The sequence below is a fragment of the Pseudomonas graminis genome (genome assembly GCF_004364335.1).
In the GTDB taxonomy this organism is placed as follows: domain Bacteria; phylum Pseudomonadota; class Gammaproteobacteria; order Pseudomonadales; family Pseudomonadaceae; genus Aquipseudomonas; species Aquipseudomonas graminis_D.
Genome location: NZ_SOCR01000002.1, coordinates 141,829 through 164,899 on the forward strand (window position 1 = coordinate 141,829; position 23,071 = coordinate 164,899).

The following is a 23,071-nucleotide window of genomic DNA, read 5'->3' on the forward strand; positions in this document are numbered from 1 at the left end:
TTCGGATACTCCGCATTCAGTTGATAAACATAACCGCAAGGCCTGCCGTGCCCTGGTGGTTATTTCTTCTTTTTCGGGGCGATGACCATGATCAGCTGGCGTCCTTCCATCTTAGGATGCTGTTCGACCGAGCCGTATTCGAGCAGGTCAGCTTCAACCCGCTTCAACAGCTCCATCCCCAGCTCCTGGTGGGCCATCTCACGACCGCGAAATCTCAAGGAAATCTTGGCCCTGTCCCCGTCACTCAGGAAACGTACCAGGTTGCGTAGTTTTACCTGGTAATCCCCTTCCTCCGTCCCTGGACGAAACTTGATTTCTTTAACTTGGATCTGCTTCTGATTCTTCTTGGCGGCAGCAACCTGCTTCTTCTTTTCGAAGATCGATTTGCCGTAGTCCATCAGTTTGCAAACAGGGGGTACTGCATCGGCGGAAATTTCCACCAGATCCAGTTTGGCCTCTTCAGCCTTAAGAAGCGCGTCTTCAATTGACACAATCCCAAGCTGCTCACCCTCAGCCCCAATTAAACGAACCTCACGTGCCGAGATATTCTCGTTGATCGGGGCTTTCGGTGCAGCTCGTTTATCTTGTCTCATTTCACGCTTAATAATAATTACTCCGAATCTTGGCGACCACGCCGGGAAACCGCTTGTGCAAGGAACTCCGAGAACTGGGCGACCGGCATCGAGCCAAGGTCTGCGCCTTCACGTGTACGCACAGCGACAGTTTGTGTTTCAACCTCCCGATCCCCAATCACGAGGAGATACGGAATTTTGAGCAACGTATGCTCGCGGATTTTAAAGCCGATCTTTTCATTTCTCAAGTCGGACTTGGCACGGAATCCGCTTTGCGCCAATGTTTTTTCCACCTCAAGGGCAAAATCAGCCTGTTTATCAGTGATATTCATGATCACTGCTTGAGTCGGAGCAAGCCACGCCGGGAAGGCGCCTTCGTAATGCTCGATCAGGATTCCGATGAAGCGCTCGAAGGAGCCAAGAATTGCGCGGTGCAACATGACTGGGTGCTTACGGCCGTTGTCTTCCGACACGAATTCGGCGCCCAGACGGATCGGCAGGTTGAAATCGAGCTGCAGAGTACCGCATTGCCAGACGCGACCCAAGCAATCCTTGAGAGAAAATTCGATCTTCGGACCATAGAACGCACCTTCGCCCGGTTGCAGATCGTACGGCAGACCAGCACTGTCAAGGGCTGCAGCCAGTGCGGACTCGGCGCGATCCCACAATTCATCGGAACCGACACGCTTCTCCGGACGGGTCGACAGCTTCATTTCGATGTCTTTGAAACCGAAATCAGCGTAGACCGCCATGGTCAGCTTGATGAACGCGGCGGATTCAGCCTGCATCTGTTCTTCGGTGCAGAAGATGTGCGCGTCGTCCTGGGTGAACGCCCGCACGCGCATGATGCCGTGCAGCGCGCCCGAAGGCTCGTTGCGGTGGCAGGCGCCGAATTCTGCCAGACGCAGCGGCAACTCGCGGTAGCTTTTCAGGCCCTGATTGAACACCTGTACGTGGCACGGGCAGTTCATCGGCTTGATGGCGTAGTCGCGGTTTTCCGACTCAGTGGTGAACATGTTCTCGGCGTAGTTGGCCCAGTGGCCGGACTTCTCCCACAGGGAGCGGTCGACGACCTGAGGCGTCTTGATCTCGAGGTAGCCGTTTTCGCGCTGAGTCTTGCGCATGTACTGCTCGAGAACCTGGTAGAGCGTCCAGCCGTTCGGGTGCCAGAAGACCATGCCCGGCGCTTCTTCCTGGGTATGGAACAGGCCCAGACGCTTGCCGATCTTGCGGTGATCGCGTTTTTCGGCTTCTTCGATGCGCTGAATGTAAGCCGCCAGCTGCTTCTTGTCAGCCCACGCCGTGCCATAAACGCGCTGCAATTGCTCGTTCTTGGCATCGCCGCGCCAGTAGGCGCCGGACAACTTGGTCAGTTTGAATGACTTGAGAAAACGCGTGTTCGGCACGTGCGGACCGCGGCACATGTCGACGTATTCTTCGTGGTAATACAGGCCCATGGCCTGCTCGTTCGGCATGTCTTCGACCAGACGCAGCTTGTAGTCTTCGCCACGGGCCGTGAACACTTCGATCACTTCCGCGCGCGGCGTGACCTTCTTGATGACGTCGTAATCCTTTTCGATGAGCTGCTGCATGCGCTGCTCGATCGCCGCCATGTCGTCCGGTGTAAAAGGACGCTCGTACGCGATGTCGTAGTAGAAGCCGTCATCGATGACCGGGCCGATCACCATCTTTGCAGTCGGATAGAGCTGCTTGACGGCATGGCCGACCAGGTGCGCGCAGGAGTGACGAATGATCTCCAGGCCTTCCTGATCCTTGGGGGTGATGATTTGCAGGCTCGCATCGGTATCGATGATGTCGCTGGCATCAACCAGTTGACCGTTGACCTTGCCGGCCACGGTGGCTTTGGCCAGGCCTGCACCAATGGACGCTGCAACCTCGGCAACGGATACCGGGTGATCGAAAGAACGTTGACTGCCGTCGGGAAGAGTAATAGTTGGCATGGCGCCTCCTCTCCTAGTGGTGACCCCTACCAAAGGTCACGTGGGTGGGATAGAGCCAGTACGCGATTCGGTGGTATGCCTGCCTCACAGTGGCAGGAGCCCGAAGGCCAACCTGAAGACCGAACCAGAGTGACTGGAACTTACGAAATCGACAGAACTTGCAGCAGGGCAAGGGTGCCCCGCGAGACGCGAGCTAATCTGCAGGCGCGCATGCTATCACAGCGTTACGGCAGGGTCAGCTAAAGGGTGGGCGGCACCGCACACGGATCAGCAATCGAGCCGAGCCACAGCAGCGCCACGGAACTGGCGCGCGTCGATGACCTCACATTATCGGTAGTACACGTTCTGGCCTGACACCTCGACGGCCCAACGACAAAACCGACATAAAGGAATCCACCATGAAGCTTCTACGCGTTGCCGCCCTCCTCGCCCCGTTGGCCCTGACCCTGCCCCTCAGCGCTCATGCCGCGATGGATGCGAAGACCAAGACCAGCTACATGAACGAATGCACCACCGCAGCCACCCAAAGCAACCCATCGATGGATGCCAGCGCAGTCAAGGCGCACTGCGAGTGCGGCGCTCAGCAGATCAACCAGAACTTCTCGGACAAGGAGATCGCGTCCCTGAATGACAAAACGACGCCTCCCAGTACCGATATGACCTCTCGCCTGCAGGCTGCAGTGAGCAAAAACTGCCTGAATGGCAAAAAATAAAAAATTTACATTTCCTTGATACCCCAGGCCGGGGTGTAAAGAAACGCGAATCGACTGACGCCCTGAACCCCGCGAATTCAGCGGGTTTCAGGCCTGATGAAAGGGGTCGATGCCAAGCGCGACAATGGGGCTGAACAGGCCCCAAAGGCCCATTTGGAGCGTTATATCGAGTCTGCTGACGCAAAGTTCTAATTGAAAAAGTCCAGCATTCACACAATTCGACTATGATAGCGCTCGTGTGCCCAGTTGGCCTGAGCAACACAGCACTACTGAAAATTATGTTCCTGGAGATACACCATGTCTAATCGCCAATCCGGCACCGTAAAATGGTTCAACGATGAAAAAGGCTTCGGCTTCATCACCCCACAGGGTGGCGGCGACGACCTTTTTGTACATTTCAAAGCCATTGAATCCGACGGTTTCAAAAGCTTGAAAGAAGGCCAGACTGTTTCCTTCGTGGCTGAGAAAGGCCAAAAGGGCATGCAAGCTGCTCAGGTTCGCGCGGAGTAATCCAAGCGATCTGAAAAAACCCCGTCACTGACGGGGTTTTTTTATGCCTGCGATTTCATCTTGCGGTGACGTTACCCGCAATTGACGCGGTTGACCGTCCCTGAATCATCGGTGTTCAGGTTCAGACGGTCCGAGCGGTATTCCAGCGTCACGATGTCATTGGGCCCGAGCACTCTGGCCGTCTGCGCGCCGGCCTTGGCCTTCGCCTGATCGAGCAATGCAGCTGACGCCGGCTTGCCGACAGCAAACTGCACCGCTGCCGCATCACAACGGGCATAACCACCAGCGGAACTGACCGGGGAACTGGCGGCGCCGTCCTCAGGCTGGCTCGATGACTCCGACGTGCTGCTGCAACCGGCCAGCAGCGCTGCGGCGAGCACCAGACCCGATGATGCGTATTTCCAGGGCATACAATCTCCTAACGTTTATCTAAAGCAGAACCTCTGCGACAGCGGTCTGGCGGCTTCGTTTCGCCACGCGTAAGCCAAGGCAGGCACACCACCCCTGTCGAGGACAGCGCAGGAGTCTGCCCCAGGCATCACCCTCCCGGCGCATTCAATCGTGACAAAACGTTAAAACCGCACCCGCAGGACGCGTTGAACAGGACGGGCGCGACTCAATAGACGTCGACGTAATCCGTGGTCGGGTTGGCCCAATTATCACGCAGCGCGTTGAAGATCTGCGTCACCCACACGGCATCGCTGGCAGCCACCGGGCCCACGCAACCTGAGCCGGCGGCCCAGGTTTCCAGGCGAAACAGCAAACCGCCGATGTCCACGCCGCCCACTGCGTCGCTGGAAATCCACGCGCGACCGTCGCGACCGACACGCAGCTGGTTGTGCGCGCCATCCCGTGCGGCTGCAATCATTTGCCGGACAGCATCATGGGTGAAGGAGTCGGGGTCGTTCAGATCGATAGACACGGCTTTGTACCTTGATTGCTCTGCGCTGTGCAGCTGGATGCCACGCAGCGCCGCACTGATGATTTACTTCAAAAGACCCAGGCGCTGAGTCAACAGATCGAAAAAGCCCTGAGCATCGCCGTTTTCAACCCAGAACACATTCTTGTCGTGAGCGAGGGTGTCGTACCAGTCGGCAATGGTCTGGCCGTGGGTAACGCCTTCGCGGTTGTCGATCACCAGATTGACTTGTCTGCCACTGAACAGCTCCGGCTTGATCAGCCAGGCAATCACGCTCGCATCATGGACCGGCCCGCCGGGCAGCCCGTAATGGACCATGTCAGCCTTGACGTACTCATTGAGGATGTCACTGACCAGCTTGCCAGCCTCGTTGTTCAGACCATCGATCTGCTTGAGGCGCGCTTCGCTGGTGAGGATCTTGTGGGTGACATCCAGCGGCACATAGGTCAGCTTCACACCGCTGGCCAGCACCACCTTCGCCGCGTCGGGGTCGGCGTAGATGTTGAACTCCGCCACCGGGGTGATGTTGCCGCCGTTGAAGTGGGCGCCGCCCATCACCACGACTTCCTTGATGCCCTGTGTGATCTCCGGGGCCTGAATCAGCGCGAGCGCCAGGTTTGTCTGCGGCCCGAGCATGGCGATGGTGATGCTGTGGGGCGCAGCTTTTCGCAGGGTGTCGACCAGGTACTGCACGGCATTGCCTTCAGCCAACGGTTGCTTCGGCTCATGCACTTCTACGCCGGGCAGGCCTTCCTTGCCGTGGATGTTCTCGGCGTAGATCGGCGTGCGCACCAGCGGGCGGCCTGCACCGGCGTAAACCGGCACCTCTTCCCGACCAGCCCACTCCCGTGCCAGCCGGGCATTGCGCGAGGTCTTGTCGATGCGCACGTTGCCCGCCACGGTGGTAATCGCCATGACATTCAGTTCTTGCGGCGACGCCAGTGCCAGCAGTAAAGCGACAACGTCGTCGGCGCCTGGGTCGGTGTCGATGATCACGTCGCGCTTCTCGGCGGCATGCACCGACGTGGCGGATAAAATGGCCAACAGCGCGGCACTCCTGATCAGTCCGGTGAAAAAATGACGTTGTGTCTTCATGGGAACTCCTTGTTCCTTAATGCTAAATCTGAAAGAGGGGCGTTAAAAAACCACACCCGCCACCAGCGCGATGTTGGTGTACGGCTGGCATTCGCCGGTGCGGATGATAGCCCGAGCGCCACGACTCAGCTGTTTCAAGGCGTCATGACTCATCAGGCGCTGCTCTCCGAGGCTGCCCGAAGTATGCAAGCTCGAAACGGTGGCCAGCGCTGGCGGCTGTTTCGACAGCATCTCTTCGGCGAGGACATGACTCTCGACCTGCATTTCAGTCAGCACCACATTCAGCACGCTGAGGAAATCGGGCACGCCGTGGGTCAGCGCCAGATCGATCAGTTCGACGCCGGCCGGCACAGGCATGCCTGCATCGACGATCATCAGGATGTCGCCGTGGCCGAGGGACGCGATGGCGCGGGACAAGGCAATGTTGAGCAAGGGTGTCTTTTTCATGATTGATGCGCCTCTGCTGCAGAGGCCTGAACCTCGGCAAAAGTGGGAATGGAAGGCTGCGCGCCGGAACGGGTCACCGACAGCGCCGCTGCGACCTGACCGAAGCGAATGGCTTCTGATTCAGATTTGCCATCGGCCAGTGCCGCCGCAAAACCGCCGACAAAGGTATCGCCTGCCGCCGTGGTGTCAACCGGTCTGACCTTGGGCGCTTGGAAGTGCTCGGAGCGCGACGAGCTGGCGAACAAGGCGCCGTGCTCGCCCAGCGTGATGATGACTTTGCTGACGCCCGCGGCGAGCAATGCCGAAGCGGCGGCGTCTGCGCTGGCGGTGCTGTCCACGGGCAGACCGGTCAATGCAGTGGCTTCGCTTTCATTGGGGATCAAATAATCGATCCAGGCGAACCATTCGGCCGGCAGCGGGCCACTGGCCGGCGCCGGGTTGAGGATGACGGTCTTGCCCAGTTCGTGGCCGCGCTTGAGCACGTGGCCGACAGTGTCGAGCGGCACTTCAAGCTGGCAGATGATGACTTCGGCCCCGGACAGCAATGCATCGAAGCTGTCCACCACGGACGCAGTGACGTGGCCGTTGCCGCCGGCGACGATAACGATGGCGTTCTGGCTGCTGTCATCGACGACGATCAGCGCGACGCCGGTGGACTCGCCGCCGATGCGGGTCACTGCCTGGCAATCGATGCCTTCAGCCAGCAGCGCGGTGCGAAGCTGTTCGCCATAGGCGTCATCGCCGACGCAACCGATCATGGCGACACTGGCGCCCAGTCGTGCTGCCGCCACGGCCTGATTGGCACCCTTGCCGCCCGGCACGGTGACGAACGACTGCCCGGCCAGGGTTTCTCCGGCCCGGGGCAAACGCGGCGCACGCGTCACCAGGTCCATGTTCAGGCTGCCCACTATCACTACTTTTGCTTGCATGACGTCTACTCTTCAGAACGCTTTTCAGACCGGGCGGAGCGCTCGGCTTAACGAAATTCGGTAAATGCTTGGGGTGGAGGTGCGGTGGATTCTCGCAGCACGATACTCGGTGCAACAATCAGATGTTCAACTGAGGTTTCGCCCCGCGCCGAGATCCGTCGCAGCAGCATTTCGGCAGCGCGCTCGCCCAGTTGCAGAATGGATTGGCCGACGGTGGTCAGGGCCGGGTAAACGTATTGGCTCATCTGGATGTCGTCGAAGCCGATGACCGACAGGTCCGCCGGCACCCGCACGTTACGCTCGGCGGCCGCACGCAACACGCCGATGCCGACCATGTCGTTGGCCGCGAAAATCGCCGTCGGCGGATCCTCCTCCAGCAGCTTGACCGCCGCGAGATAGCCACTGGGGCCGGTGAAATCGCTTTCCACCACCCAGCTCTCCGGCACATCCACCGAGGCTTCCTGCATGGCGCGGTGATACCCCGCCAGACGCATCTTCGCCACGCTGGTTTGCGCCGGGCCGCAAATACAGGCGATGTGACGGTGGCCGAGGGACAGCAGATGCGACGTCGCCAGGTACGCGCCCAGCTCATGGTCGATGCGCACCAGATCAGCCGTCACGCCATCCAGGTCGCGGTCAACGATGACCAAAGGCGTGCGCACAGCAGACAGGCCCTCGACGAGGCTGTCACCGCCGCCTACCGACGACACGATCAGGCCGTCAACGCGTTTCTCCAAGAGCACACGCAGATAGCTGCGCTGCTTGTCGGGGTTGTCATCGGAATTGCAGAGGATCACGCAGAAGCCGTTGCGCTCGCAGTAATCTTCGATGCCCCGGGCCAGTTCGGCGAAGTACGGGTTGATGCCGTTGGGAATCAGCAGGCCGATGGTTGCCGTGGCCTTGGCCTTGAGCGACCGCGCGACGGCGCTGGGCACATAGTCGAGCTGCACGATGGCGGCCTCGACCTTCTTGCGCACTTCTTCGCTGACCGGTCGGGTGCGGTTAACGACATGAGACACCGTGGTGTAGGAAATCCCGGCAATCGCCGCTACATCCTTGATGGTTGCCATGTCAGCCGCGCCGCCGCGCGCGATTGCTGCGGTAGGTATCGAGGACCACTGCGACGACGATCACCGCACCGGTGATGATGCGTTTGGTCGGCTCGGTTGCACCGATCTGCGCCAGGCCAGCGGCCAGCACCGAAATGATCAGCACGCCGAAGAAGGTGCTGATCACCGAACCCCGCCCGCCCATCAGGCTGGTGCCGCCAATGACCACCGCCGCAATCACTTGCAGTTCAAGGCCCGAGCCGGCGTTAGGGTCAGCGGCTTCCAGGCGTGAAATCTGGAACAGCGCAGCAACGCCCGCCAGCAGGCCCATCAGCGAGAACACGAGGATCTTGTACGGCTTGGGATTGATGCCCGCCAGACGCACGGCTTCCTCGTTGGTGCCGATGCCGATCAGGTAGCGGCCGAACACGGTGCGCGTCAGCACGGCCTGGGCCGCGAAGATAACGATCAGGGCGATGACGAACGACGGCGAGATGCCAAAGGCGAAGGGGTTGGACAACCAGGCGAACGAGTCACCGATGTACGCGGTGCGCGAGTCGGTCAGCTGGTACGCCACGCCGCGCGCCATTTCCAGCACGCCGAGGGACACGATGAACGAGGGAATGCGCCACGCTACGGTGATCGAACCGGTCAGCGTACCGGCCGCCGTGGCGCAGGCGATGCCCAGCAACGCTGACGGGAACACGCCCCAGCCCCAGCCGAGCATGGCGACACTGACCGCCGAGGCCGCCAGGGCCAGCACCGAACCCACCGACAGGTCGATGCCGCCGATGATCAGGATGAACGTCATGCCCACTGCCAACACCATCAGGTCGGGAATCTGGTTGGCCAGGGTGCTGAAGGTTTCGTACGACAGGAAATGATCGCTGAGTAACGAGAACAACACGATCATCGCCAGCAATGCGCCTGCCAGCCCCAGGTAAGTGCCCAGGCCGAAGTAGTTGCCGCTGCGCTTGCCCGGAGACGGCAACGCGGCAGGAGAAGTAGAAGTTTTCATCAGTCAATCCTGGGCGCGGCTTCAGACAGCAGCGCGTCACGTTTTTGATAGCCCGCGAAGGCAGCGGCAAGCAGTTCGTCCTGGGTCCAGGTGTCGCGCTCGAAGGTGTCGATCAGGCGTCCGGCAGACAGCACGCCGATGCGGTCGCAGATCAGCATCAGCTCGCGCAGATCACTGGAGACGACCACCAGCGCGCTGCCCTGACGGGTCAGTTCACCCAGCAGCGCATAGATGTCAAACTTGGCGCCGACGTCTATGCCGCGCGTGGGCTCGTCGAACAACATCACCTGGCAGTCACGCTCCAGCCAGCGGCCGATCACGACCTTCTGCTGATTGCCCCCCGACAGTTCCGACACCAGTTGCGTCGGGCTGGAACTGCGAATGCGCATGGCGCCCACTTGGCGCTGAGCCAAGGCGATCTCCGAATTGCCGTTGACCACGCCGGCACTGGAAATGGCTTCCATGTTGCCCAGGGCGATGTTGGCGCTGATCGATTGCGACAGCAGCAGGCCTTCGCCCTTGCGGTCTTCGGTGATCAAGGCGATGCCATGACCCACGGCGTCCACCGGCGACTTGATCTGCACACTGCGCAGCGGGCTGCCCACTTCGATGCTGCCGCTGTCGGCCACGTCAGCGCCATAGATCAGCCGCAGCAACTCGGTACGCCCGGCGCCGATCAGGCCGGAAATCCCGAAGATTTCCCCGGCCCGCACATCGAAGGAAACGTCGCGGACCTTGTCCGAGCGATTAAGGCCTTTGACCGACAACGCTACCGCGCCGATCTTGCGCTCGCCCAGGTCGATCTGCTCACCCAGTTCACGGCCGACCATCAGCGTGACCAACTGCTCACTGTTGTAATTGGCCATGAAGTCGACGCAGACCAGCTTGCCGTCGCGCAAAACGGCGATGCGCTGGGCAACGCGAGCCAGTTCTTCCAGGCGATGGGAGATGTAGATGATGGAAACGCCCCGGTCCTGCAGGCGGGTGATCTGCTCGAAGAGCATTTCCACCTCGCGGGCCGTTAGCATCGCCGTCGGCTCGTCGAGGATCAGCACGTGGCAGTCGCCGATCAGGTTGCGGGCGATTTCGACCATCTGCTGATGGCCGATGCCCAGTTCGCTGACCAGTGTGTCCGGGTCGATGGCCTCCAGGCCGACCTGGGCCATGGCTTTGATCGCATCTTCGCGCAGCTTGCGGCGATTGATGAAACCGGCGCGGCTGGGCAGGTTGTCGAGAAACAGGTTTTCCGCCACCGACAGTGTTGGCAGCAGATTAAGTTCTTGCATGACCATGCGCACGCCGAGCTTCTCGGCCTGGGTGCGACTGGCAGGCTGGTAGGGTTGCCCCTGAAATTGCATCTGGCCGGTGGTCGGTGTGACCAGCCCGCCGATGATTTTCGACAGCGTGCTTTTGCCGGCGCCGTTTTCCCCGGTCAAGGCCAGCACTTCCCCGCGCATCAGCGTCAGGTCGATGTCACCGAGTACGGGTTGGGCGTAGGTTTTGCCAATACCACTGACAGATAGAACAGCGGCCTGAGCAGACGCTGACATAACGATCTCCACGCACCTGCCCTCGCGGGCAGGCGGTACATATTTGGAAAACTGCGGGTTTGGAATGTATTGACTGAAAGACCAGACCGGCTTATTGGGGCTTGGTCACCAGCTCGACCGGGGTTTCGATCACGCCGTTGGTGATCTCAAGCTTCTCGCCCTTGACCATCTTCAGGGCGGTGTCGATACCGAACACAGCCTGACGCGCCGCGAACTGGTCAGCGGTGGCCAGAATGCGACCGTCTTTCAACATCGGCTTGATGGCGTTGATGTTGTCGTAGCCGACGACCTGAACCTTGCCCGCCTTGCCTGCCGCACGGACTGCCGAGACCGCGCCCAGCGCCATGCTGTCGTTGCCGGCCAGCAGCGCTTTCAGGTTCGGGTATTCATTGAGCATGGCGGACGCGACTGCGTTGCCCTTGTCGATTTCCCAGTTGCCCGACTGTGTGGACACGATCTTCATCTGCGCTGTGTCCATCGCGTCCTTGAAGCCCGCGGTGCGCTGCTGCGCGTTGGTGGTGGTCGGCACGCCTTCGATGATGCCGACTTCATCGCCCGCGGTCAGCTGCTTGGCCAGGTAGTCGCCCACCAGCTTGGCGCCTTTGCGGTTGTTTGGACCTACGAACGGCACTTCCATGCCCTTGCTTTTCAGCACGTCGGCGTCGAGCTGGTTGTCGATGTTGACGACTTTGATGCCAGCGTCCATGGCCTTCTTCAGGACCGACGCCAGCGCTTTGGAGTCCGCAGGGGCGATGACCAGCGCGTCGACTTTCTTGACGATCATCTGATTGACGATGTCGATCTGCGCGGCCGTGTCGGACTCGTTCTTGATGCCGTTGGAGATCAGGTCAAAGTCAGCGGAATGCAATTTTTGATAGTCCTTGGCGCCGTCTTCCATGGTCAGGAAGAATTCATTGGCCAAGGATTTCATCACCAGCGCGACGGTCGGCTTTTTCGCGTCGTCGGCAAAGGCAGATGAGAGAGGCAGGGTTGCAGCGGAAGCGGTGAGCATGGCAACAGCAAGAAGGCGTGCAGCGAATGGCAGCTTCATGGAATCACTCCGATATTATGATTGTTGTTATCGGCAGCGTTTACGCGTCAGGGAAAGCAGAGACGGAATCGCAAACGTTTGCGTGAGCGAAACTATGGGAATCGTCTGTGCGTTTGTCAACTCCGCAACGCAAGGAAAAACAGAACGGGCCGGTTTCGCCCTGCTCCTCCGATTGGCGTTGCAGGGCTTAGGCTCTGCATCCCGAATCGGAGGATAGAAAGGAAGGCGAATCGTGTAGCCGTTCTCATAAAGGTGACTGATGAATTACGCACGTTCCTGATGAGCGGTCGCGCGGCGGCCGGCAGCGTGGAGCTTCAGGTCTTCTTTCAACGTGGCAATCAGGTTGGCAATGGCACGGCTGGAATTGAGCGAACTGACCGGAATGCCGGCAGCGAGCAAATCCGCGTGCCCCCGCTCGCGATCAAATATCTGGACGATGATTTGATCATTGGCATCGATGGTGCACTTGCACTTGGCAGGCAGGAAACCGGATTCGACGATATGGCAGAGTTCAAGTGTGGAGATCATGGCAAATTTCCTTATTTGGTTATGCACGGTGGATGTCGCAGGGCTCCAGCAATTCCGAGAGTTTGTCATGAAGGGGACGAACGGGCATGACCCCGTTCAAGTGAGCGGCTTCTTTGGGTATTGGCCGGAGATGGCGAATGAGACCGGCGCTGCACATACGACCTGCTGGATGGCTTAAATGGCACGGGTTTGCCGGGTTTGCGAGTGCCCCAAGGCAGTAAGCTAGGCGCCTCGAAAATGGCCATTCGCCAATATCCGCAACCGGCAGTGAACTAATCACGCCTGTGAGGGCCTGAGGGGCTCGCGCTGCAACATGGCAGCCGCTGCACAAGCAAGATTTCTACAGTATCTGGAGCACATGATGGGTCGGGCAAACAACGAGTTTGAGTTCTGGTGGGGCACTTCGGGGCCGTGGGTCGAGCCACCGAATGTGCGCCGCAGCGGCACCAGCGGTGTGCAGCGCGTGGTACACGATGGCAAGACGCTTTACGTAAAGCGCCAGACCGGCCATTTGTTTCGCAGCTTGCGTTATCCCACCGGCCGCCCGACTGCACTGCGTGAGGGCATCGCGCTGACGAAACTCGAAGAACTGGGCGTTAACGCGCCACGACCTGTTTTCTACGGCGCACGCAAGGTCGCCGGTGTATGGCAAGGCCTACTGGTGACCAAGGATCTGGGCGGTTTCATTGACCTTGACACCTGGTATGCCCAAGGCGGCGCGAGCACGTTGAGCGTCGAGCAACATCAGCGTCTTTTCAAGCGTCTCGCTGAAACGCTGGCGAAGATGCATCTGGGCAAGTGGCAGCATGGCTGCATGCGCTCCAAGCACATCTTCATCAAGGCGACAGTCACTGACACGCGCTTTGATTTCGAACTGGCGCTGCTGGATCTGGAAAAATCCCACGGCCGGATCACCACCATGGGCGCCGCGCGTCACGACATTCCTCAGCTCAGGAGGCACTCTTTCTGGGACGAGTCCCAGTGGCAGTATTTCTTGTCGTGCTACGAGCAGGCCATCGGCCGAGCCGTTTAGGCGACGCGGCTACGTTGAGCCAGTCCCTTCACGCAACGTCACACACGGCGTGAGGGACTTGACCGGTCAAGAAGCGTGACCGGCCTGCTCGCTGGGCAATGCCGGCACTTTCCGTTCGTTGATCACCTGCGCCACTTTCGACGCAATGTCGGCGCGGCTGAAGGGCTTGGCCAGCACCTCGAAGCCGGCAATCTGCATCGACGATTCGCTGGTATAGCCCGTGACGACCAGCACCGGCAGCGCGGGCAGCACTTCTCGCAGGCTCAGGGCGAGCTGCGTGCCGCTTTTTTCTGCCATCAACTGATCGGTGATGAGAACGTCCGGCCGCAACCCGGCGCTGACCATCTGCTCGGCAGCGGACGGCGACGCCGCTTCGGTCACCCGATAGCCCAGGTCACGCAGTTGCAGCGCGACGGTGTAGCGGACCAGTTCCTCGTCGTCCACCACCAGCACGTTAAAAGGGTGATCCGCACCGGGCGCTGAATCGCCCTCGCCTTGCACCGGCGTCAGCACATCAGCGCTTGAAACCGGCAGCCAGATGTCGACGCGCGTGCCTAGACCCGGCGTCGACTGAACATCGAAACCACCGCCGGATTGCAGGGCCAGCCCTTGCACCATCGATAACCCAAGGCCGGTGCCCTTGCCGACGCCCTTGGTTGAGTAGAACGGCTCAACGCAGCGTTGCAGCACCTCCTCGCTCATGCCGCTGCCGTTGTCCGACACCGTGAGCCTCACGTAGCAGCCCTGCGCCGGCGCCGGGCCCAGCCCCGGACTCTCGGCAATGACCTCGGGATGAGCGCTGATTTTCAGGTAGCCGCGTTCGGCAATAGCGTCACGGGCGTTGACCGCCAGATTGAGGACGCCCAGTTCAAGCTGATGAGGATCAATGAGAATGTTCGGCAGATCTGCAGGAATCTCGACAACCACCTCGATGGTCGGGCCCAGCGAGCGCTGAATCAGGTCACGCATGTCGTTGACCAGGCTGTCCAGCGCCACGACCTGAGGTTTGAGGGTCTGCCTGCGGGCAAAGGTCAGCAGACGACCCACCAGGATTCGCGCGCGATCCGCCGCTTGCAGCGCGGCATCGATCAGCCGATGGGAGCGGTCATTGCTGACCGGCTGGCGTCGCAGCAACTCCAGCGACGTCATGATCGGCGTCAGCAGGTTATTGAAGTCATGGGCGATACCGCCGCCCAGTTGGCCGACCATCTCGATTTTGCGCGACTCATGCAGCAATGAAATCGCCGCCTCGCGTTCGGCCACCATAGTGGCGACGCGCTGTTCGAGGCTTTCGTTGAGTTCGATCAGCTGATGTTCAGCGCCGACCCGCGCGGAGATATCCACGCACACAAACAGCAGCCCGCTCATCTGCTGCTGCGCATCGAGCAATGGCGTGACGTGGGTCTGCACCCATACCACGGAACCGTTTTCGCGCAGGTGCCGCTGGGTTAGCTCGAAGGGTGCCTCGGCGGTCAGGAAGTTCTCGTAAAACATCGGCTGCGCGTTGGCTGCCAGATCGTTCTGCAACTCCAGGATCGAGCGGCCGGCGATTGCCTGGCGCTGCAGCCCCATGATGTCGCAGTAGCGATCATTGACCTGCTGGAATACGCCCCGGTGATCACACAACGCAATCCCGGCGCCTGCCTGTTCGAACATCCCGGCCAGTTGAGCGGAACTGGCGCGCAGCGCCGATTCCGCCCGGGTGTGGTTGATCCATTGCCAGCCCAGTTTGGCTGTTTCTTGAATGATGTGGATGTCATGGGGACTGCAAACCCGCTGCCCGTCGAACTCAACGGTGAATACGCCGGCCAATGTGTCATGGCGCATCAACGGGAAATGCACAGCCAGACTCGCTGTACCGTCTGGCCGGGATACGACGGCATGAGGGTCAGCGAGAACGGAACCCGCCCCTTTCACCACTTGCACGGTGACGCCCTGGCGCAACGCAGCACAGGTGTCATCGCTGACGGCGATCAGCCCCGCTCGCGCCACCACATCGCCCTGACGGTATTCACGGCAAATAATGAAATCGCCCTTCTCCTCGTCAGCTTCCGCAAGATGGACACGGGCGGCGCCCAGCTCGCGACCGATACGTCGAATGACGTCTGCTTCGATCTGCTCGGGGTCGCGGATGGAGGGGAAGGCCTGACCCAGCTCGAGCAGCAGCGCCTGACGACGCTCGAAATGCACGCGCTCGGTGGTTTCAGTGACCACACAGAGCACGCCGCCGACAGACCCGTCGTTCTGATGCACTGCCGAATAGGAGACGTCAAAGTAGACGGTCTCGCCGTAGCCATGGCGTTCGATGTAGAACGGTCGGTCCTTGGCGGCAAACGTTTGCCCGGTTTCGCGCACGCCACGCAGCAGCGGCTCGAGGTCGTCCCACAGCTCGCGCCAGTTTTCGATTGCAGGCCGGCCGAGGGCTCGGGGATGTTTCTCGCCGATGCTGGGCGCATAGGCGTCATTGTAGAGAGCCACAAATTCGGGGCCCCAGAAGAGCACGATCTGCGCCTGCACGGGGAGAATCGTACCCATCAGGGCCTTCAGACTGTCCGGCCAGCAAGAGGGCGCGCCGAGGGGCGAGCCCTGCATCAGCGGGGACCGAAGCAGATCACCGACCGCACCGCCATTGGCAAGGAAACGCAGCGGTGCTGCGCTGAACCCGGTGTTGGGTGGGGTATCCATAATTAGGGCCTGACAGGAAATATCGTGAGCAGATTGCCTCGCTTAGAGCAACGGCAATGCAGAGACGTTCCACTCAGATCCGAACGGATTTGCAATACAGCAGGGCCCGGAAACCCTCTCAACCGGGCCTGGCCGTGGCTCAGTCCTCTTCTTTGACGGTGGCAACCTCATCGGCGCGTACGCGGATGGTTTTGCCGGAGATGTCCTCGAACTCATAAAAGCCGTCTTTGCTCTTGGTCTTCGGCGCGTCCTTGGTCAGGTATTGCGTCCCGTTTTGCAGGGTGACCACGGTCGACGTGGAGCAGCCCGCCAACGCTGCACAGCAGGCGAATGCAACCGGCATCAGCAATGATTGAATCTTCATAAAGCCTCCAGGTGTGTGGCTCAAGCGTCGTGCGCTCAAGCGCTCAATGATCATCTAGCAGATCAGATCAGCGTGATCGAGTTTGGTTCGCGTCCCGAAAAATCGGCCGAAAAATCAGCGACTTGGACCGAAGCAGGTTTTTGTCCGATACGCTGTTGCGAAACGTCCGACACTCAAATACTGTATGCGCATACAGCCAACAGGAGGGTCACTTCGTGTCTGACACCAACTCATCAATCGCCGCATCGCCAGGGCACTACGAGCGCATGGCCGTGCGGGTGCAGAAAATCATCAACTCGCAGAGTGCGCAGAAAGCCCGCGCCGCGCTGATTTTCCGGCTTGCGGACGAACTCGAGGACGACTGGAAACAGTTGCTGGAAGAGATCGACGAGAACGACAACGTGACCCTGGCGTGGCGAGACGACGGCGGCGTGCAGATTTTCTGGACGGTGCCCAAGGAAGATTGAGCTTCTACCTGAATTCCCTTCTATGAATAACCCAGTTGGAAAACATGCTTAGATTTTGTGTGGCACTGCTTTTAGCTTTTACCTTCCTGCAAACCGCCTCGGCGGACGTCAACATTGGCACCTGGAACCTGGAGCACCTGAGCGTACGCCCGAACAAGGACTTCCAGGGCATCGCCAAGGTCGCCCAGAAGGTGGACTTTCTCGCGGTTCAGGAATTGATGAGCGAAGACGCGCTGGCGGCGCTGGCCAAGGAGCTGACCCGGCAAACCGGCAAGCACTGGAGCTCGATGGCATCCCATGCCGTGGGCCGCTCTTCCTACAAGGAAATGTACGGGTTCGTCTGGCGCGATGATGTTGTCGCCTACGAAGACGGTGCAGTGAGCTACCTGGACCGTACCGACACCTTCGAGCGCGAGCCCTACTCCGCACAGTTCCGCTCGCTCAAGGACGGCAAGACCTTCGTCGTGGCCACCGTGCACGTCCTGTACGGCAAGAACCAGGCGGACCGCGCTTCGGAAATCGTCGCGCTGTCCAATTACTGGACCTGGCTGCAGGAAACCTACCCCGGCAACAACCAGATCATGTTGATGGGCGACTTCAACACCCCGCCCGGCTCGCCCGCGTGGGACAAGCTCGACACCAGCGCCAGGCCGCTGGTGCTGGAAGGTGCCAGCACGCTATCAACCCAGGACGGCAAATTCGCCAACCTCTACGACAACATCTTCATCAGCAAGCAGTCGGCGATCCGGGTGAACAAGGTCGGCGTGTTCGATTACCCGAAATTCCTCGGACTGACTCACGCCAAGGGCCGCGACAGCGTGTCCGACCACGCACCGATTTTCCTCAACGCCAACCTGAGCGGTGGCAACGGCGCAGCCAGCGCGTCTGCTGTCACCGCGCAAGCCCGGCCCACTGCGAGCAATCCGATGAAGCCTGCGGCAAGTGCCGGCGCTACCCCGGCCAATCTGACGCTGGCGATTCGCGGCAACAGGAAGACCATGGTTTACCACCGCCCCGACTGCCCTTCGTACAATGCGATCGCCGAGAAAAACCGGGTTGAGTTCAACAGCGCGGCGGCGGCCGAAGCGCAGCATTATCACCTGGCAGGCAACTGCCATTGATCCGCATCGGCGCACGCTGATCCTGGCTTCAGTCGCCTGCGTCCAGTGGCAGGCGACTGAAAGGGCTGTCTAAGGTCGAATAACTACTTTAGTCATTTACGGGTCAGATCGTGCTGGATGCAGCCCTCGTAATAGGTCTGCTTCACCGCCGCGGGTTTCAGCTTCGACGGGCTTTTGTAAGTCTGCTCAGTGATGCCCAGCGCCATCTTGCTCATCCACGGTTTTGCGAACTTATGGCTCTGCAGCTTTTTGCGCGCACTGTAGAGGGTTGTGCCGGAGAGCTTGGACTGCTGCGCCGCTCCCGCGACCCCCGCTCCCCATTTGCAGACCTGTAGGTCGTTCTTGCTGAGGTCCTTGGCGTGCGCGGTCACGGACACCGCTGCCAGAAAAGCCGCCACCACGGTCAAGCCCACACTGCGCATACACACTCATCCTGGAATCAATTGATAAAGAAAGGATTTTTCCAGAAAAGCCAGTCGACGCGGGCCATCAATTTGCCTTTTCCGCACAAAACATTTCCTACCCCTGCAGTGGTCACCTTCGCGGGCTGACTTGCTTCGCTGCGGCCCCTCGAAACGCTCTGGTCATTCATTCAATGCATCTGGATGTAGGGCAAATATCCCTATCGATATGGCACATGGCCGCCCATCGGCCCGTGATTTTAAACGCTCATGAAGGTGTGCAATTCTGCGTCCGGTCGGTCGCTTCGCAACCCGATCGCGGATGGCCCGTCTCAGGTAGAGATGCATTACGATCCAAGGCCCATTGAGAGTTGATCAGCCTGTATCGATCTCGAAATGAAGTGACAGCAATGCCGGTGCAGTCGAGGCGCAGTCTGTCAGGTACATAAGGGAAGCCCTCATTCACCGGGCGTCGCCGCACGCCCCTACAGGCCAAGACGATGAATGACTATAAGGATTTTGAAATTCATTACCGGTTTCAAGGTGAGCCGCGGCGCTTCAATCATCAAGGCAAGCATCTGTGCGAAAGTGACGCGCTGCATTTTGCGACCTTGCACGCAGGGGTGGGTGCACTCGAGGGCCACATATGCGCGGGTCCGGTGAAACTGGCGCTGCGTTACGCCGAAGGCCTGGGCATCACGCAGGTGCAATGGAAACGCACCTGACCGAGGAAAACTGCAAACAAACCTTGATTCACGTGGTCGGAATTTACAAGCAGCGCTCATCACACCAGCAAAGCGAGGTAAACATGACCATCGACAACGCATTGAAACAGGAAGTCCTGACCCGATTGCTGCATGCCCACCCGGCAGGCCTGGGCAAAGAAGTTCTGGACAACTACAGGGGGGAGAACGCAGTGGCCGACACCCTTGAGCATTTGCAGACGGTTGGTTTGATTCACGACGGTTGCGTACATCACGCCAGTGAAGGCGATCGGTCGCTGAAATACCCCATCAAACTCAGTTCGTCCGGCGTTGAGGCGGCCAAGCAGTTGGAGGCTGAGCAGTCCAGGCACTGAAGATTCATGCGCGCAATAAAAAACCGGCCCAGGCCGGTTTTTTTAGGTGATCGATAAAGTGGTGTTCTCCCCTGGCGCTACCTGCACTGATCATCGTAGGCCTGTCAGGAAGCAGCACCACAGGGGAACGAGAAGGAGCCTACAAGCTAAGTCTCATTTTCGTCACGCCCGCTATTGTGACTTTATGCGTCCATCCCTCTCGCCCTGGCTCTTGCCCAACGCCTGCGCTCAGACCGCCGGATAGTCGCCCGTGCCTTCCGGCCACGGTGTCAGCAGCTCGAAGCCGGTCTCAGTCACCGCCACCATGTGTTCCCACTGCGCCGACAACGACTGGTCGCGGGTGAGCACGGTCCATCCATCGTCCAGCACATAGGTGCCCGGTTTACCGGCGTTGATCATCGGCTCGATGGTGAAGACCATGCCGGTCTTGAGTTTCAGCCCTTTGCCCGCCGCGCCGTAATGCAGCACTTGAGGCTCTTCGTGGTATTTACGACCGATGCCATGACCGCAGTATTCGCGAACCACGCTGAAGCCCTCGCGGTAGGCCACGCTCTGGATGGCATGGCCGATGTCGCCCAGCGTCGCACCGGGTTTCACTGCGTGTATCCCCGCCAGCGTCGCCTCGTACGTGGTTTCAACCAGGCGCCGGGCGAGCGGGCTGACCTCCCCGACGAAGTACATGCGGCTGGTATCACCGAACCAGCCATCCTTGATGACCGCGACGTCGATATTGACGATGTCGCCGTCTTTGAGCACGTCTTCCGTTGAGGGGATGCCGTGGCAGACGACCGTGTTGGGCGAGATACAGGTGGTTTTGGTGAACCCGTGATAGCCAACGTTGGCAGGGATCACTTTCAGCTCGTTGACGATATACGCGTTGCAGATGTCATCCAGCGCTTCGGTGCTGATACCCGGCTTGACGTGCTCGGCAATCATCGCCAGCACGTCTGCGGCCAGACGCCCGGCCACGCGCAGCCCGACCAGGTCGGCTTCGGTCTTGAGACTGATGCTCATTGGGCCACCGCCCTGGCCGGAGCCAGATCCGGTACGAGGTCGCAGGGCTGAAGGCTCAACACGGCGCCGCCGGACGTTTCCGCGCGTATCAGCAACTGACAGATCTCGCTGTAATTCAGACCGGGGTGCAACTCGGCGAGCATGCCCACCCGCATCCAGTGCTCGGCCTGAGCATTAATGGAGCGACTCAGGGCCGCGCTGGCGCAACGAATGTTGGCGTGCATCTGTTCGGAAATTTTTACCAAGCCCATAGCGACCTCTCGAAGAATATACGGAGCATATACGTTCCATATATTTTTTCGCAACCGGCGCTGGTTATTCCTCTACGCAAACCGCGACCCTATGCAGAGCGGGAAAACTCCGTCGCGCACTCGGAAAGCGACGTAGCCAACTGCGAGATCGCCTCGCGATCCTCTTCACTAAGCGCCCGGTAATGCGTAATGACCGCCCGTTCGGCTTCGTTCAGTGTGTCGGTGGCGATGGGCGTGCGCTCACCCGAGAGCACGTAGATGACGTCGATGCCTTTTTTGCCAAGCGCCGCCAGGTAATCCGAACGCGGAATACGTTCACCGCTTTCATATTTGCCTTGTGCATTGGCCTCTACACCACCGATGGCACCGAAGTCCTGTTGCGACAGCCCGAGCCGTTTGCGTTCTTCTTTCAGACGTGAGCCGAGATCTTTCATAAACGAGGGTCCTGAAATTGACTATGTTCAAAGAGCAAGACCCCATTGGTCCGAGGGAGTTGCGCCCTTGGGCTCATTTGGTCAATCTTCCGAATTGACGGCTCAAGGAATCCCTTTGATGGCCGATAGGTTCTGATGTAGAGCTATTCTTTTGAATGGCAGCCCGATTTCTGTAGTTCGGAGAACCAGACAATGATTTCTTTCTTACTGGGTTGGTTGGCGTTATCGGCCGCGGGCACATTGATCGCCCTGGCGATGATTCGAATCGGCAAAGCGCGCCAGCCGGACGCAGACGACACAGTGGCCGGTCAGACGCCCGTCCTGGTTCTGGTCCGGTTCAAGCCCTGAATCCCGTCCCGGCGGTCGCTCCGCGAGCACGCCCTCCGAGATCACTCCCCGGCGAGCTGACCCTGTTCAGTCCCATAGCCGCCAGCGATGCCTGTGGCAAAGCCCGTTGAATGGCCGGCGCTGGATGGCACAAACGCCAGGTCGGCCTGACTGGCGTTGAACTGGCGAAGTCCCGATGCCAGGGCAAGAAAATCCTCACGCTGCATCTCGTTGCCCCACACGCTGCTGAACGACGATTCGTTTTTCTGTGCAGCGAATTCCTGACGGGTGTTGACTTGATTGGTCTGCATGGCCGCTCTCTTCTTCTCGATACTGTTTAAACATACAGTATTTTCAACGCCTCTCGAACGCAAGTCCTGTTGCGACGAATGGTCATTGGGACCACCGCGGAAATGGTGGCTATTCACAGCCCTCTTCCTGCCGTCACTCGTGCCGAATCCGAAGCCAGACGCCTAAACCCGGGCCAGGGCCTCCAGCCGATCAAGATCATCTGCCGACAACACAATCCCGTCCTTCAACGAACGCTCACGCTGACGATAACGGCGATCGCCCGGCATGCGCTGCTGGCCGACGCCGTGCATCTGCCGGACCAGTTCCTCGCTGCGCTCGGCAAACGCCTGACCACTGCCCTTGTCCGGATCGATGACGATGATCACCTGACCGGTCCAGGGGGTTTGCGCTCCGGGAGACGTCGACATGTCGAACTCGAAGGAGAAATGACCGCCGGTGAGCGCGGCGGAAAGCAGCTCTACCATCATCGACAGCGCCGATCCCTTGTACCCCCCGAATGGCAACAAAGCACCGCCGTCGAGGATGGCTTTCGGGTCTTCGGTCGGCTCGCCGTTGCGGTCGACGCCCATCCCCGGCGGGAGCATGCGCTCCTCTCGGGCGGCAATCTGCACGTCGCCGTGGGCGATGGCGCTGGTGGCCATATCGAAAACGATAGGCTGACCGTCGGCGCGTGGCGCGGCGAACGCGATGGGGTTGGTGCCGAACAAGGGTTTTTGCGCATCGTGGGGCACGACGCAGGTCATGCTATTGACCACGCTCAATGCCACCAACCCTTCCTGGGCGAACGGCTCGACATCCGGCCACAACGCGGCGAAGTGATGGGAGTTGCGGATGGCCAGAATGGCGATCCCTGCGCTCCGTGCCTTCTCCATGACGAGGCCCTTGGCCGCCTGCATCGCCGGCTGGGCAAAGCCGCCCATGGCATCGACGCGCACAAACGCTGCACCGACGTCCTCGACCTTCGGTTCGGCCTGACCGTCAACCCAACCGGCTGCCAGCGATGACAGATATCCCTTGATGCGGAAGATGCCGTGGCTGTGAGAGCCATCGCGCTCGGCGGCCGCGCAGTTGGCGGCCAGCACCCGTGCGACTTCGGGCGAGGTGCCGTGGCGCACGAAGATCTGCCGCAGCAGCTCTGTCAGATCGGCAAAGGAAATCGTCCGGGTGGTCCGGCTGTCATGGGTGCAAGGCATCTGAAGCTCCGTTGTGATTATTGGATGTGGAAGCGAAACAGAATCGGCG

28 protein-coding genes are annotated in these 23,071 nt (G+C 59.8%); 8 read left to right on the forward strand and 20 right to left on the reverse strand.

The genetic code is table 11. The features are described 5' to 3' along the window. Positions 1-59: 59 nt before the first annotated feature. Together infC and thrS are read right to left on the reverse strand one after the other, a co-directional pair. The gene (gene infC / locus EC919_RS03110; RefSeq protein ID WP_172613086.1) at positions 60-611 is read right to left on the reverse strand and encodes a translation initiation factor IF-3; all 552 of its coding nucleotides are present in this window, start codon (positions 609-611) and stop codon (positions 60-62) included. Beyond that, entirely contained in the window at positions 611-2,533 is a 1,923-nt protein-coding gene (gene thrS, locus EC919_RS03115) for a threonine--tRNA ligase (protein WP_133771115.1), read from the reverse strand. The genes infC and thrS overlap by 1 nt, the downstream gene beginning before the upstream one ends. Positions 2,534-2,931: 398 nt before the next feature. On the opposite strand from thrS, the gene EC919_RS03125 reads away from it, so the two are divergent. Then, positions 2,932-3,246 carry a hypothetical protein gene (locus tag EC919_RS03125; protein WP_133771120.1) on the forward strand — a complete coding sequence of 105 codons (315 nt, stop codon included), beginning with the start codon at positions 2,932-2,934 and terminating at the stop codon, positions 3,244-3,246. Positions 3,247-3,543: 297 nt separating this feature from the next. After that, positions 3,544-3,756 (forward strand): cold-shock protein, encoded by a 213-nt coding sequence (locus tag EC919_RS03130; protein ID WP_065991529.1) that lies wholly within the window; start codon positions 3,544-3,546, stop codon positions 3,754-3,756. A gap of 71 nt (positions 3,757-3,827) precedes the next feature. On the opposite strand, the gene EC919_RS03135 is transcribed toward EC919_RS03130, so the two are convergent. The 10 genes from EC919_RS03135 to EC919_RS03180 all read right to left on the reverse strand — a co-directional run bounded on the left by EC919_RS03135 (position 3,828) and on the right by EC919_RS03180 (position 12,342). Continuing rightward, a complete protein-coding gene (locus EC919_RS03135) occupies positions 3,828-4,166 on the reverse strand; it encodes an I78 family peptidase inhibitor (RefSeq protein ID WP_133771122.1) in 339 nt (112 codons plus the stop codon). Positions 4,167-4,372: 206 nt separating this feature from the next. Beyond that, positions 4,373-4,678 carry a hypothetical protein gene (locus EC919_RS03140; RefSeq protein WP_133771124.1) on the reverse strand — a complete coding sequence of 102 codons (306 nt, stop codon included), beginning with the start codon at positions 4,676-4,678 and terminating at the stop codon, positions 4,373-4,375. Between the two features lie 63 nt (positions 4,679-4,741). Then, a complete protein-coding gene (locus EC919_RS03145) occupies positions 4,742-5,770 on the reverse strand; it encodes a nucleoside hydrolase (protein ID WP_133771126.1) in 1,029 nt (342 codons plus the stop codon). Positions 5,771-5,812: 42 nt separating this feature from the next. Next, positions 5,813-6,217, reverse strand: a complete 405-nt coding sequence (gene rbsD / locus EC919_RS03150) for a D-ribose pyranase (protein WP_133771128.1) — start codon at positions 6,215-6,217, stop codon at positions 5,813-5,815. Next, positions 6,214-7,146 carry a ribokinase gene (gene rbsK, locus EC919_RS03155; protein WP_133771131.1) on the reverse strand — a complete coding sequence of 311 codons (933 nt, stop codon included), beginning with the start codon at positions 7,144-7,146 and terminating at the stop codon, positions 6,214-6,216. Before rbsK ends, rbsD begins: the two co-directional genes overlap by 4 nt. 47 nt (positions 7,147-7,193) lie before the next feature. Then, positions 7,194-8,216, reverse strand: a complete 1,023-nt coding sequence (locus EC919_RS03160; protein ID WP_133771133.1) for a LacI family DNA-binding transcriptional regulator — start codon at positions 8,214-8,216, stop codon at positions 7,194-7,196. A gap of 1 nt (position 8,217) precedes the next feature. Beyond that, the gene (locus tag EC919_RS03165; protein WP_122538241.1) at positions 8,218-9,213 is read right to left on the reverse strand and encodes an ABC transporter permease; all 996 of its coding nucleotides are present in this window, start codon (positions 9,211-9,213) and stop codon (positions 8,218-8,220) included. Then, a complete protein-coding gene (locus EC919_RS03170) occupies positions 9,213-10,763 on the reverse strand; it encodes a sugar ABC transporter ATP-binding protein (protein ID WP_133771135.1) in 1,551 nt (516 codons plus the stop codon). Before EC919_RS03170 ends, EC919_RS03165 begins: the two co-directional genes overlap by 1 nt. A gap of 91 nt (positions 10,764-10,854) precedes the next feature. Continuing rightward, positions 10,855-11,814, reverse strand: a complete 960-nt coding sequence (locus tag EC919_RS03175) for a sugar ABC transporter substrate-binding protein (protein ID WP_133771138.1) — start codon at positions 11,812-11,814, stop codon at positions 10,855-10,857. A gap of 264 nt (positions 11,815-12,078) precedes the next feature. Continuing rightward, positions 12,079-12,342, reverse strand: a complete 264-nt coding sequence (locus EC919_RS03180) for a DUF1652 domain-containing protein (protein ID WP_133771140.1) — start codon at positions 12,340-12,342, stop codon at positions 12,079-12,081. Positions 12,343-12,703: 361 nt separating this feature from the next. Here EC919_RS03180 and EC919_RS03185 point away from each other — a divergent pair, with 361 nt between their 5' ends. After that, positions 12,704-13,375, forward strand: a complete 672-nt coding sequence (locus tag EC919_RS03185) for a lipopolysaccharide kinase InaA family protein (protein WP_133771142.1) — start codon at positions 12,704-12,706, stop codon at positions 13,373-13,375. A 66-nt stretch (positions 13,376-13,441) separates the two neighbouring features. Here EC919_RS03185 and EC919_RS03190 read toward each other — a convergent pair whose 3' ends face one another. After that, a complete protein-coding gene (locus EC919_RS03190; RefSeq protein ID WP_133771144.1) occupies positions 13,442-16,060 on the reverse strand; it encodes a PAS domain-containing protein in 2,619 nt (872 codons plus the stop codon). 139 nt (positions 16,061-16,199) lie between these two features. Then, positions 16,200-16,424, reverse strand: coding sequence for a YgdI/YgdR family lipoprotein (locus EC919_RS03195; RefSeq protein WP_133771146.1), 225 nt, complete (start codon positions 16,422-16,424; stop codon positions 16,200-16,202). A 266-nt stretch (positions 16,425-16,690) separates the two neighbouring features. On the opposite strand from EC919_RS03195, the gene EC919_RS03200 reads away from it, so the two are divergent. Further along, positions 16,691-16,891 (forward strand): DUF1654 domain-containing protein, encoded by a 201-nt coding sequence (locus EC919_RS03200; protein ID WP_074887522.1) that lies wholly within the window; start codon positions 16,691-16,693, stop codon positions 16,889-16,891. 59 nt (positions 16,892-16,950) lie between these two features. Then, the gene (locus tag EC919_RS03205; RefSeq protein WP_133771148.1) at positions 16,951-18,012 is read left to right on the forward strand and encodes an endonuclease/exonuclease/phosphatase family protein; all 1,062 of its coding nucleotides are present in this window, start codon (positions 16,951-16,953) and stop codon (positions 18,010-18,012) included. Positions 18,013-18,104: 92 nt separating this feature from the next. Here the strand turns inward: EC919_RS03205 and EC919_RS03210 are convergent, their stop codons facing one another. Next, positions 18,105-18,434: a hypothetical protein gene (locus tag EC919_RS03210; RefSeq protein WP_133771150.1), complete on the reverse strand. Its 330-nt coding sequence runs from the start codon at positions 18,432-18,434 to the stop codon at positions 18,105-18,107. Between the two features lie 479 nt (positions 18,435-18,913). Here EC919_RS03210 and EC919_RS03215 point away from each other — a divergent pair, with 479 nt between their 5' ends. Both EC919_RS03215 and EC919_RS03220 read left to right on the forward strand, forming a co-directional pair. Then, complete coding sequence (locus tag EC919_RS03215) at positions 18,914-19,138, forward strand: DUF6555 family protein (protein ID WP_133771152.1); 225 nt, start codon at positions 18,914-18,916, stop codon at positions 19,136-19,138. Positions 19,139-19,221: 83 nt separating this feature from the next. After that, positions 19,222-19,491: a hypothetical protein gene (locus EC919_RS03220; protein ID WP_133771154.1), complete on the forward strand. Its 270-nt coding sequence runs from the start codon at positions 19,222-19,224 to the stop codon at positions 19,489-19,491. Between the two features lie 228 nt (positions 19,492-19,719). Here EC919_RS03220 and map read toward each other — a convergent pair whose 3' ends face one another. From map to EC919_RS03235, 3 genes are all read right to left on the reverse strand, one after another. Next, a complete protein-coding gene (gene map, locus EC919_RS03225; RefSeq protein ID WP_133771156.1) occupies positions 19,720-20,505 on the reverse strand; it encodes a type I methionyl aminopeptidase in 786 nt (261 codons plus the stop codon). Beyond that, on the reverse strand, positions 20,502-20,756 hold the full coding sequence (locus EC919_RS03230; protein ID WP_133771158.1) for a ParD-like family protein: 255 nt from the start codon (positions 20,754-20,756) through the stop codon (positions 20,502-20,504). The genes map and EC919_RS03230 overlap by 4 nt, the downstream gene beginning before the upstream one ends. An 89-nt stretch (positions 20,757-20,845) precedes the next feature. Continuing rightward, the gene (locus EC919_RS03235) at positions 20,846-21,190 is read right to left on the reverse strand and encodes a helix-turn-helix domain-containing protein (protein WP_133771160.1); all 345 of its coding nucleotides are present in this window, start codon (positions 21,188-21,190) and stop codon (positions 20,846-20,848) included. A 192-nt stretch (positions 21,191-21,382) separates the two neighbouring features. Between EC919_RS03235 and EC919_RS27070 the strand changes: the two genes are divergently transcribed. After that, positions 21,383-21,538, forward strand: a complete 156-nt coding sequence (locus EC919_RS27070) for a hypothetical protein (protein ID WP_166650478.1) — start codon at positions 21,383-21,385, stop codon at positions 21,536-21,538. Positions 21,539-21,579: 41 nt separating this feature from the next. On the opposite strand, the gene EC919_RS03240 is transcribed toward EC919_RS27070, so the two are convergent. Next, a complete protein-coding gene (locus EC919_RS03240) occupies positions 21,580-21,828 on the reverse strand; it encodes a hypothetical protein (RefSeq protein ID WP_133771162.1) in 249 nt (82 codons plus the stop codon). A 162-nt stretch (positions 21,829-21,990) separates the two neighbouring features. Next, positions 21,991-23,022, reverse strand: a complete 1,032-nt coding sequence (locus EC919_RS03245) for an Ldh family oxidoreductase (RefSeq protein WP_133771164.1) — start codon at positions 23,020-23,022, stop codon at positions 21,991-21,993. Between the last annotated feature and the right edge of the window lie 49 nt (positions 23,023-23,071).

What these genes read in the sequence shown, in the direction of transcription:
- thrS (WP_133771115.1), bottom strand. Translation starts at nt 2,533, where the DNA reads ATGCCAACTATTACTCTTCCCGACGGCAGTCAACGTTCTTTCGATCAC.
- EC919_RS03125 (WP_133771120.1), top strand. Translation starts at nt 2,932, where the DNA reads ATGAAGCTTCTACGCGTTGCCGCCCTCCTCGCCCCGTTGGCCCTGACC.
- EC919_RS03130 (WP_065991529.1), top strand. Translation starts at nt 3,544, where the DNA reads ATGTCTAATCGCCAATCCGGCACCGTAAAATGGTTCAACGATGAAAAA.
- EC919_RS03135 (WP_133771122.1), bottom strand. Translation starts at nt 4,166, where the DNA reads ATGCCCTGGAAATACGCATCATCGGGTCTGGTGCTCGCCGCAGCGCTG.
- EC919_RS03145 (WP_133771126.1), bottom strand. Translation starts at nt 5,770, where the DNA reads ATGAAGACACAACGTCATTTTTTCACCGGACTGATCAGGAGTGCCGCG.
- rbsD (WP_133771128.1), bottom strand. Translation starts at nt 6,217, where the DNA reads ATGAAAAAGACACCCTTGCTCAACATTGCCTTGTCCCGCGCCATCGCG.
- rbsK (WP_133771131.1), bottom strand. Translation starts at nt 7,146, where the DNA reads ATGCAAGCAAAAGTAGTGATAGTGGGCAGCCTGAACATGGACCTGGTG.
- EC919_RS03160 (WP_133771133.1), bottom strand. Translation starts at nt 8,216, where the DNA reads ATGGCAACCATCAAGGATGTAGCGGCGATTGCCGGGATTTCCTACACC.
- EC919_RS03165 (WP_122538241.1), bottom strand. Translation starts at nt 9,213, where the DNA reads ATGAAAACTTCTACTTCTCCTGCCGCGTTGCCGTCTCCGGGCAAGCGC.
- EC919_RS03170 (WP_133771135.1), bottom strand. Translation starts at nt 10,763, where the DNA reads ATGTCAGCGTCTGCTCAGGCCGCTGTTCTATCTGTCAGTGGTATTGGC.
- EC919_RS03175 (WP_133771138.1), bottom strand. Translation starts at nt 11,814, where the DNA reads ATGAAGCTGCCATTCGCTGCACGCCTTCTTGCTGTTGCCATGCTCACC.
- EC919_RS03180 (WP_133771140.1), bottom strand. Translation starts at nt 12,342, where the DNA reads ATGATCTCCACACTTGAACTCTGCCATATCGTCGAATCCGGTTTCCTG.
- EC919_RS03185 (WP_133771142.1), top strand. Translation starts at nt 12,704, where the DNA reads ATGGGTCGGGCAAACAACGAGTTTGAGTTCTGGTGGGGCACTTCGGGG.
- EC919_RS03190 (WP_133771144.1), bottom strand. Translation starts at nt 16,060, where the DNA reads ATGGATACCCCACCCAACACCGGGTTCAGCGCAGCACCGCTGCGTTTC.
- EC919_RS03195 (WP_133771146.1), bottom strand. Translation starts at nt 16,424, where the DNA reads ATGAAGATTCAATCATTGCTGATGCCGGTTGCATTCGCCTGCTGTGCA.
- EC919_RS03200 (WP_074887522.1), top strand. Translation starts at nt 16,691, where the DNA reads ATGGCCGTGCGGGTGCAGAAAATCATCAACTCGCAGAGTGCGCAGAAA.
- EC919_RS03210 (WP_133771150.1), bottom strand. Translation starts at nt 18,434, where the DNA reads ATGCGCAGTGTGGGCTTGACCGTGGTGGCGGCTTTTCTGGCAGCGGTG.
- EC919_RS03215 (WP_133771152.1), top strand. Translation starts at nt 18,914, where the DNA reads ATGAATGACTATAAGGATTTTGAAATTCATTACCGGTTTCAAGGTGAG.
- EC919_RS03220 (WP_133771154.1), top strand. Translation starts at nt 19,222, where the DNA reads ATGACCATCGACAACGCATTGAAACAGGAAGTCCTGACCCGATTGCTG.
- map (WP_133771156.1), bottom strand. Translation starts at nt 20,505, where the DNA reads ATGAGCATCAGTCTCAAGACCGAAGCCGACCTGGTCGGGCTGCGCGTG.
- EC919_RS03230 (WP_133771158.1), bottom strand. Translation starts at nt 20,756, where the DNA reads ATGGGCTTGGTAAAAATTTCCGAACAGATGCACGCCAACATTCGTTGC.
- EC919_RS03235 (WP_133771160.1), bottom strand. Translation starts at nt 21,190, where the DNA reads ATGAAAGATCTCGGCTCACGTCTGAAAGAAGAACGCAAACGGCTCGGG.
- EC919_RS27070 (WP_166650478.1), top strand. Translation starts at nt 21,383, where the DNA reads ATGATTTCTTTCTTACTGGGTTGGTTGGCGTTATCGGCCGCGGGCACA.
- EC919_RS03240 (WP_133771162.1), bottom strand. Translation starts at nt 21,828, where the DNA reads ATGCAGACCAATCAAGTCAACACCCGTCAGGAATTCGCTGCACAGAAA.
- EC919_RS03245 (WP_133771164.1), bottom strand. Translation starts at nt 23,022, where the DNA reads ATGCCTTGCACCCATGACAGCCGGACCACCCGGACGATTTCCTTTGCC.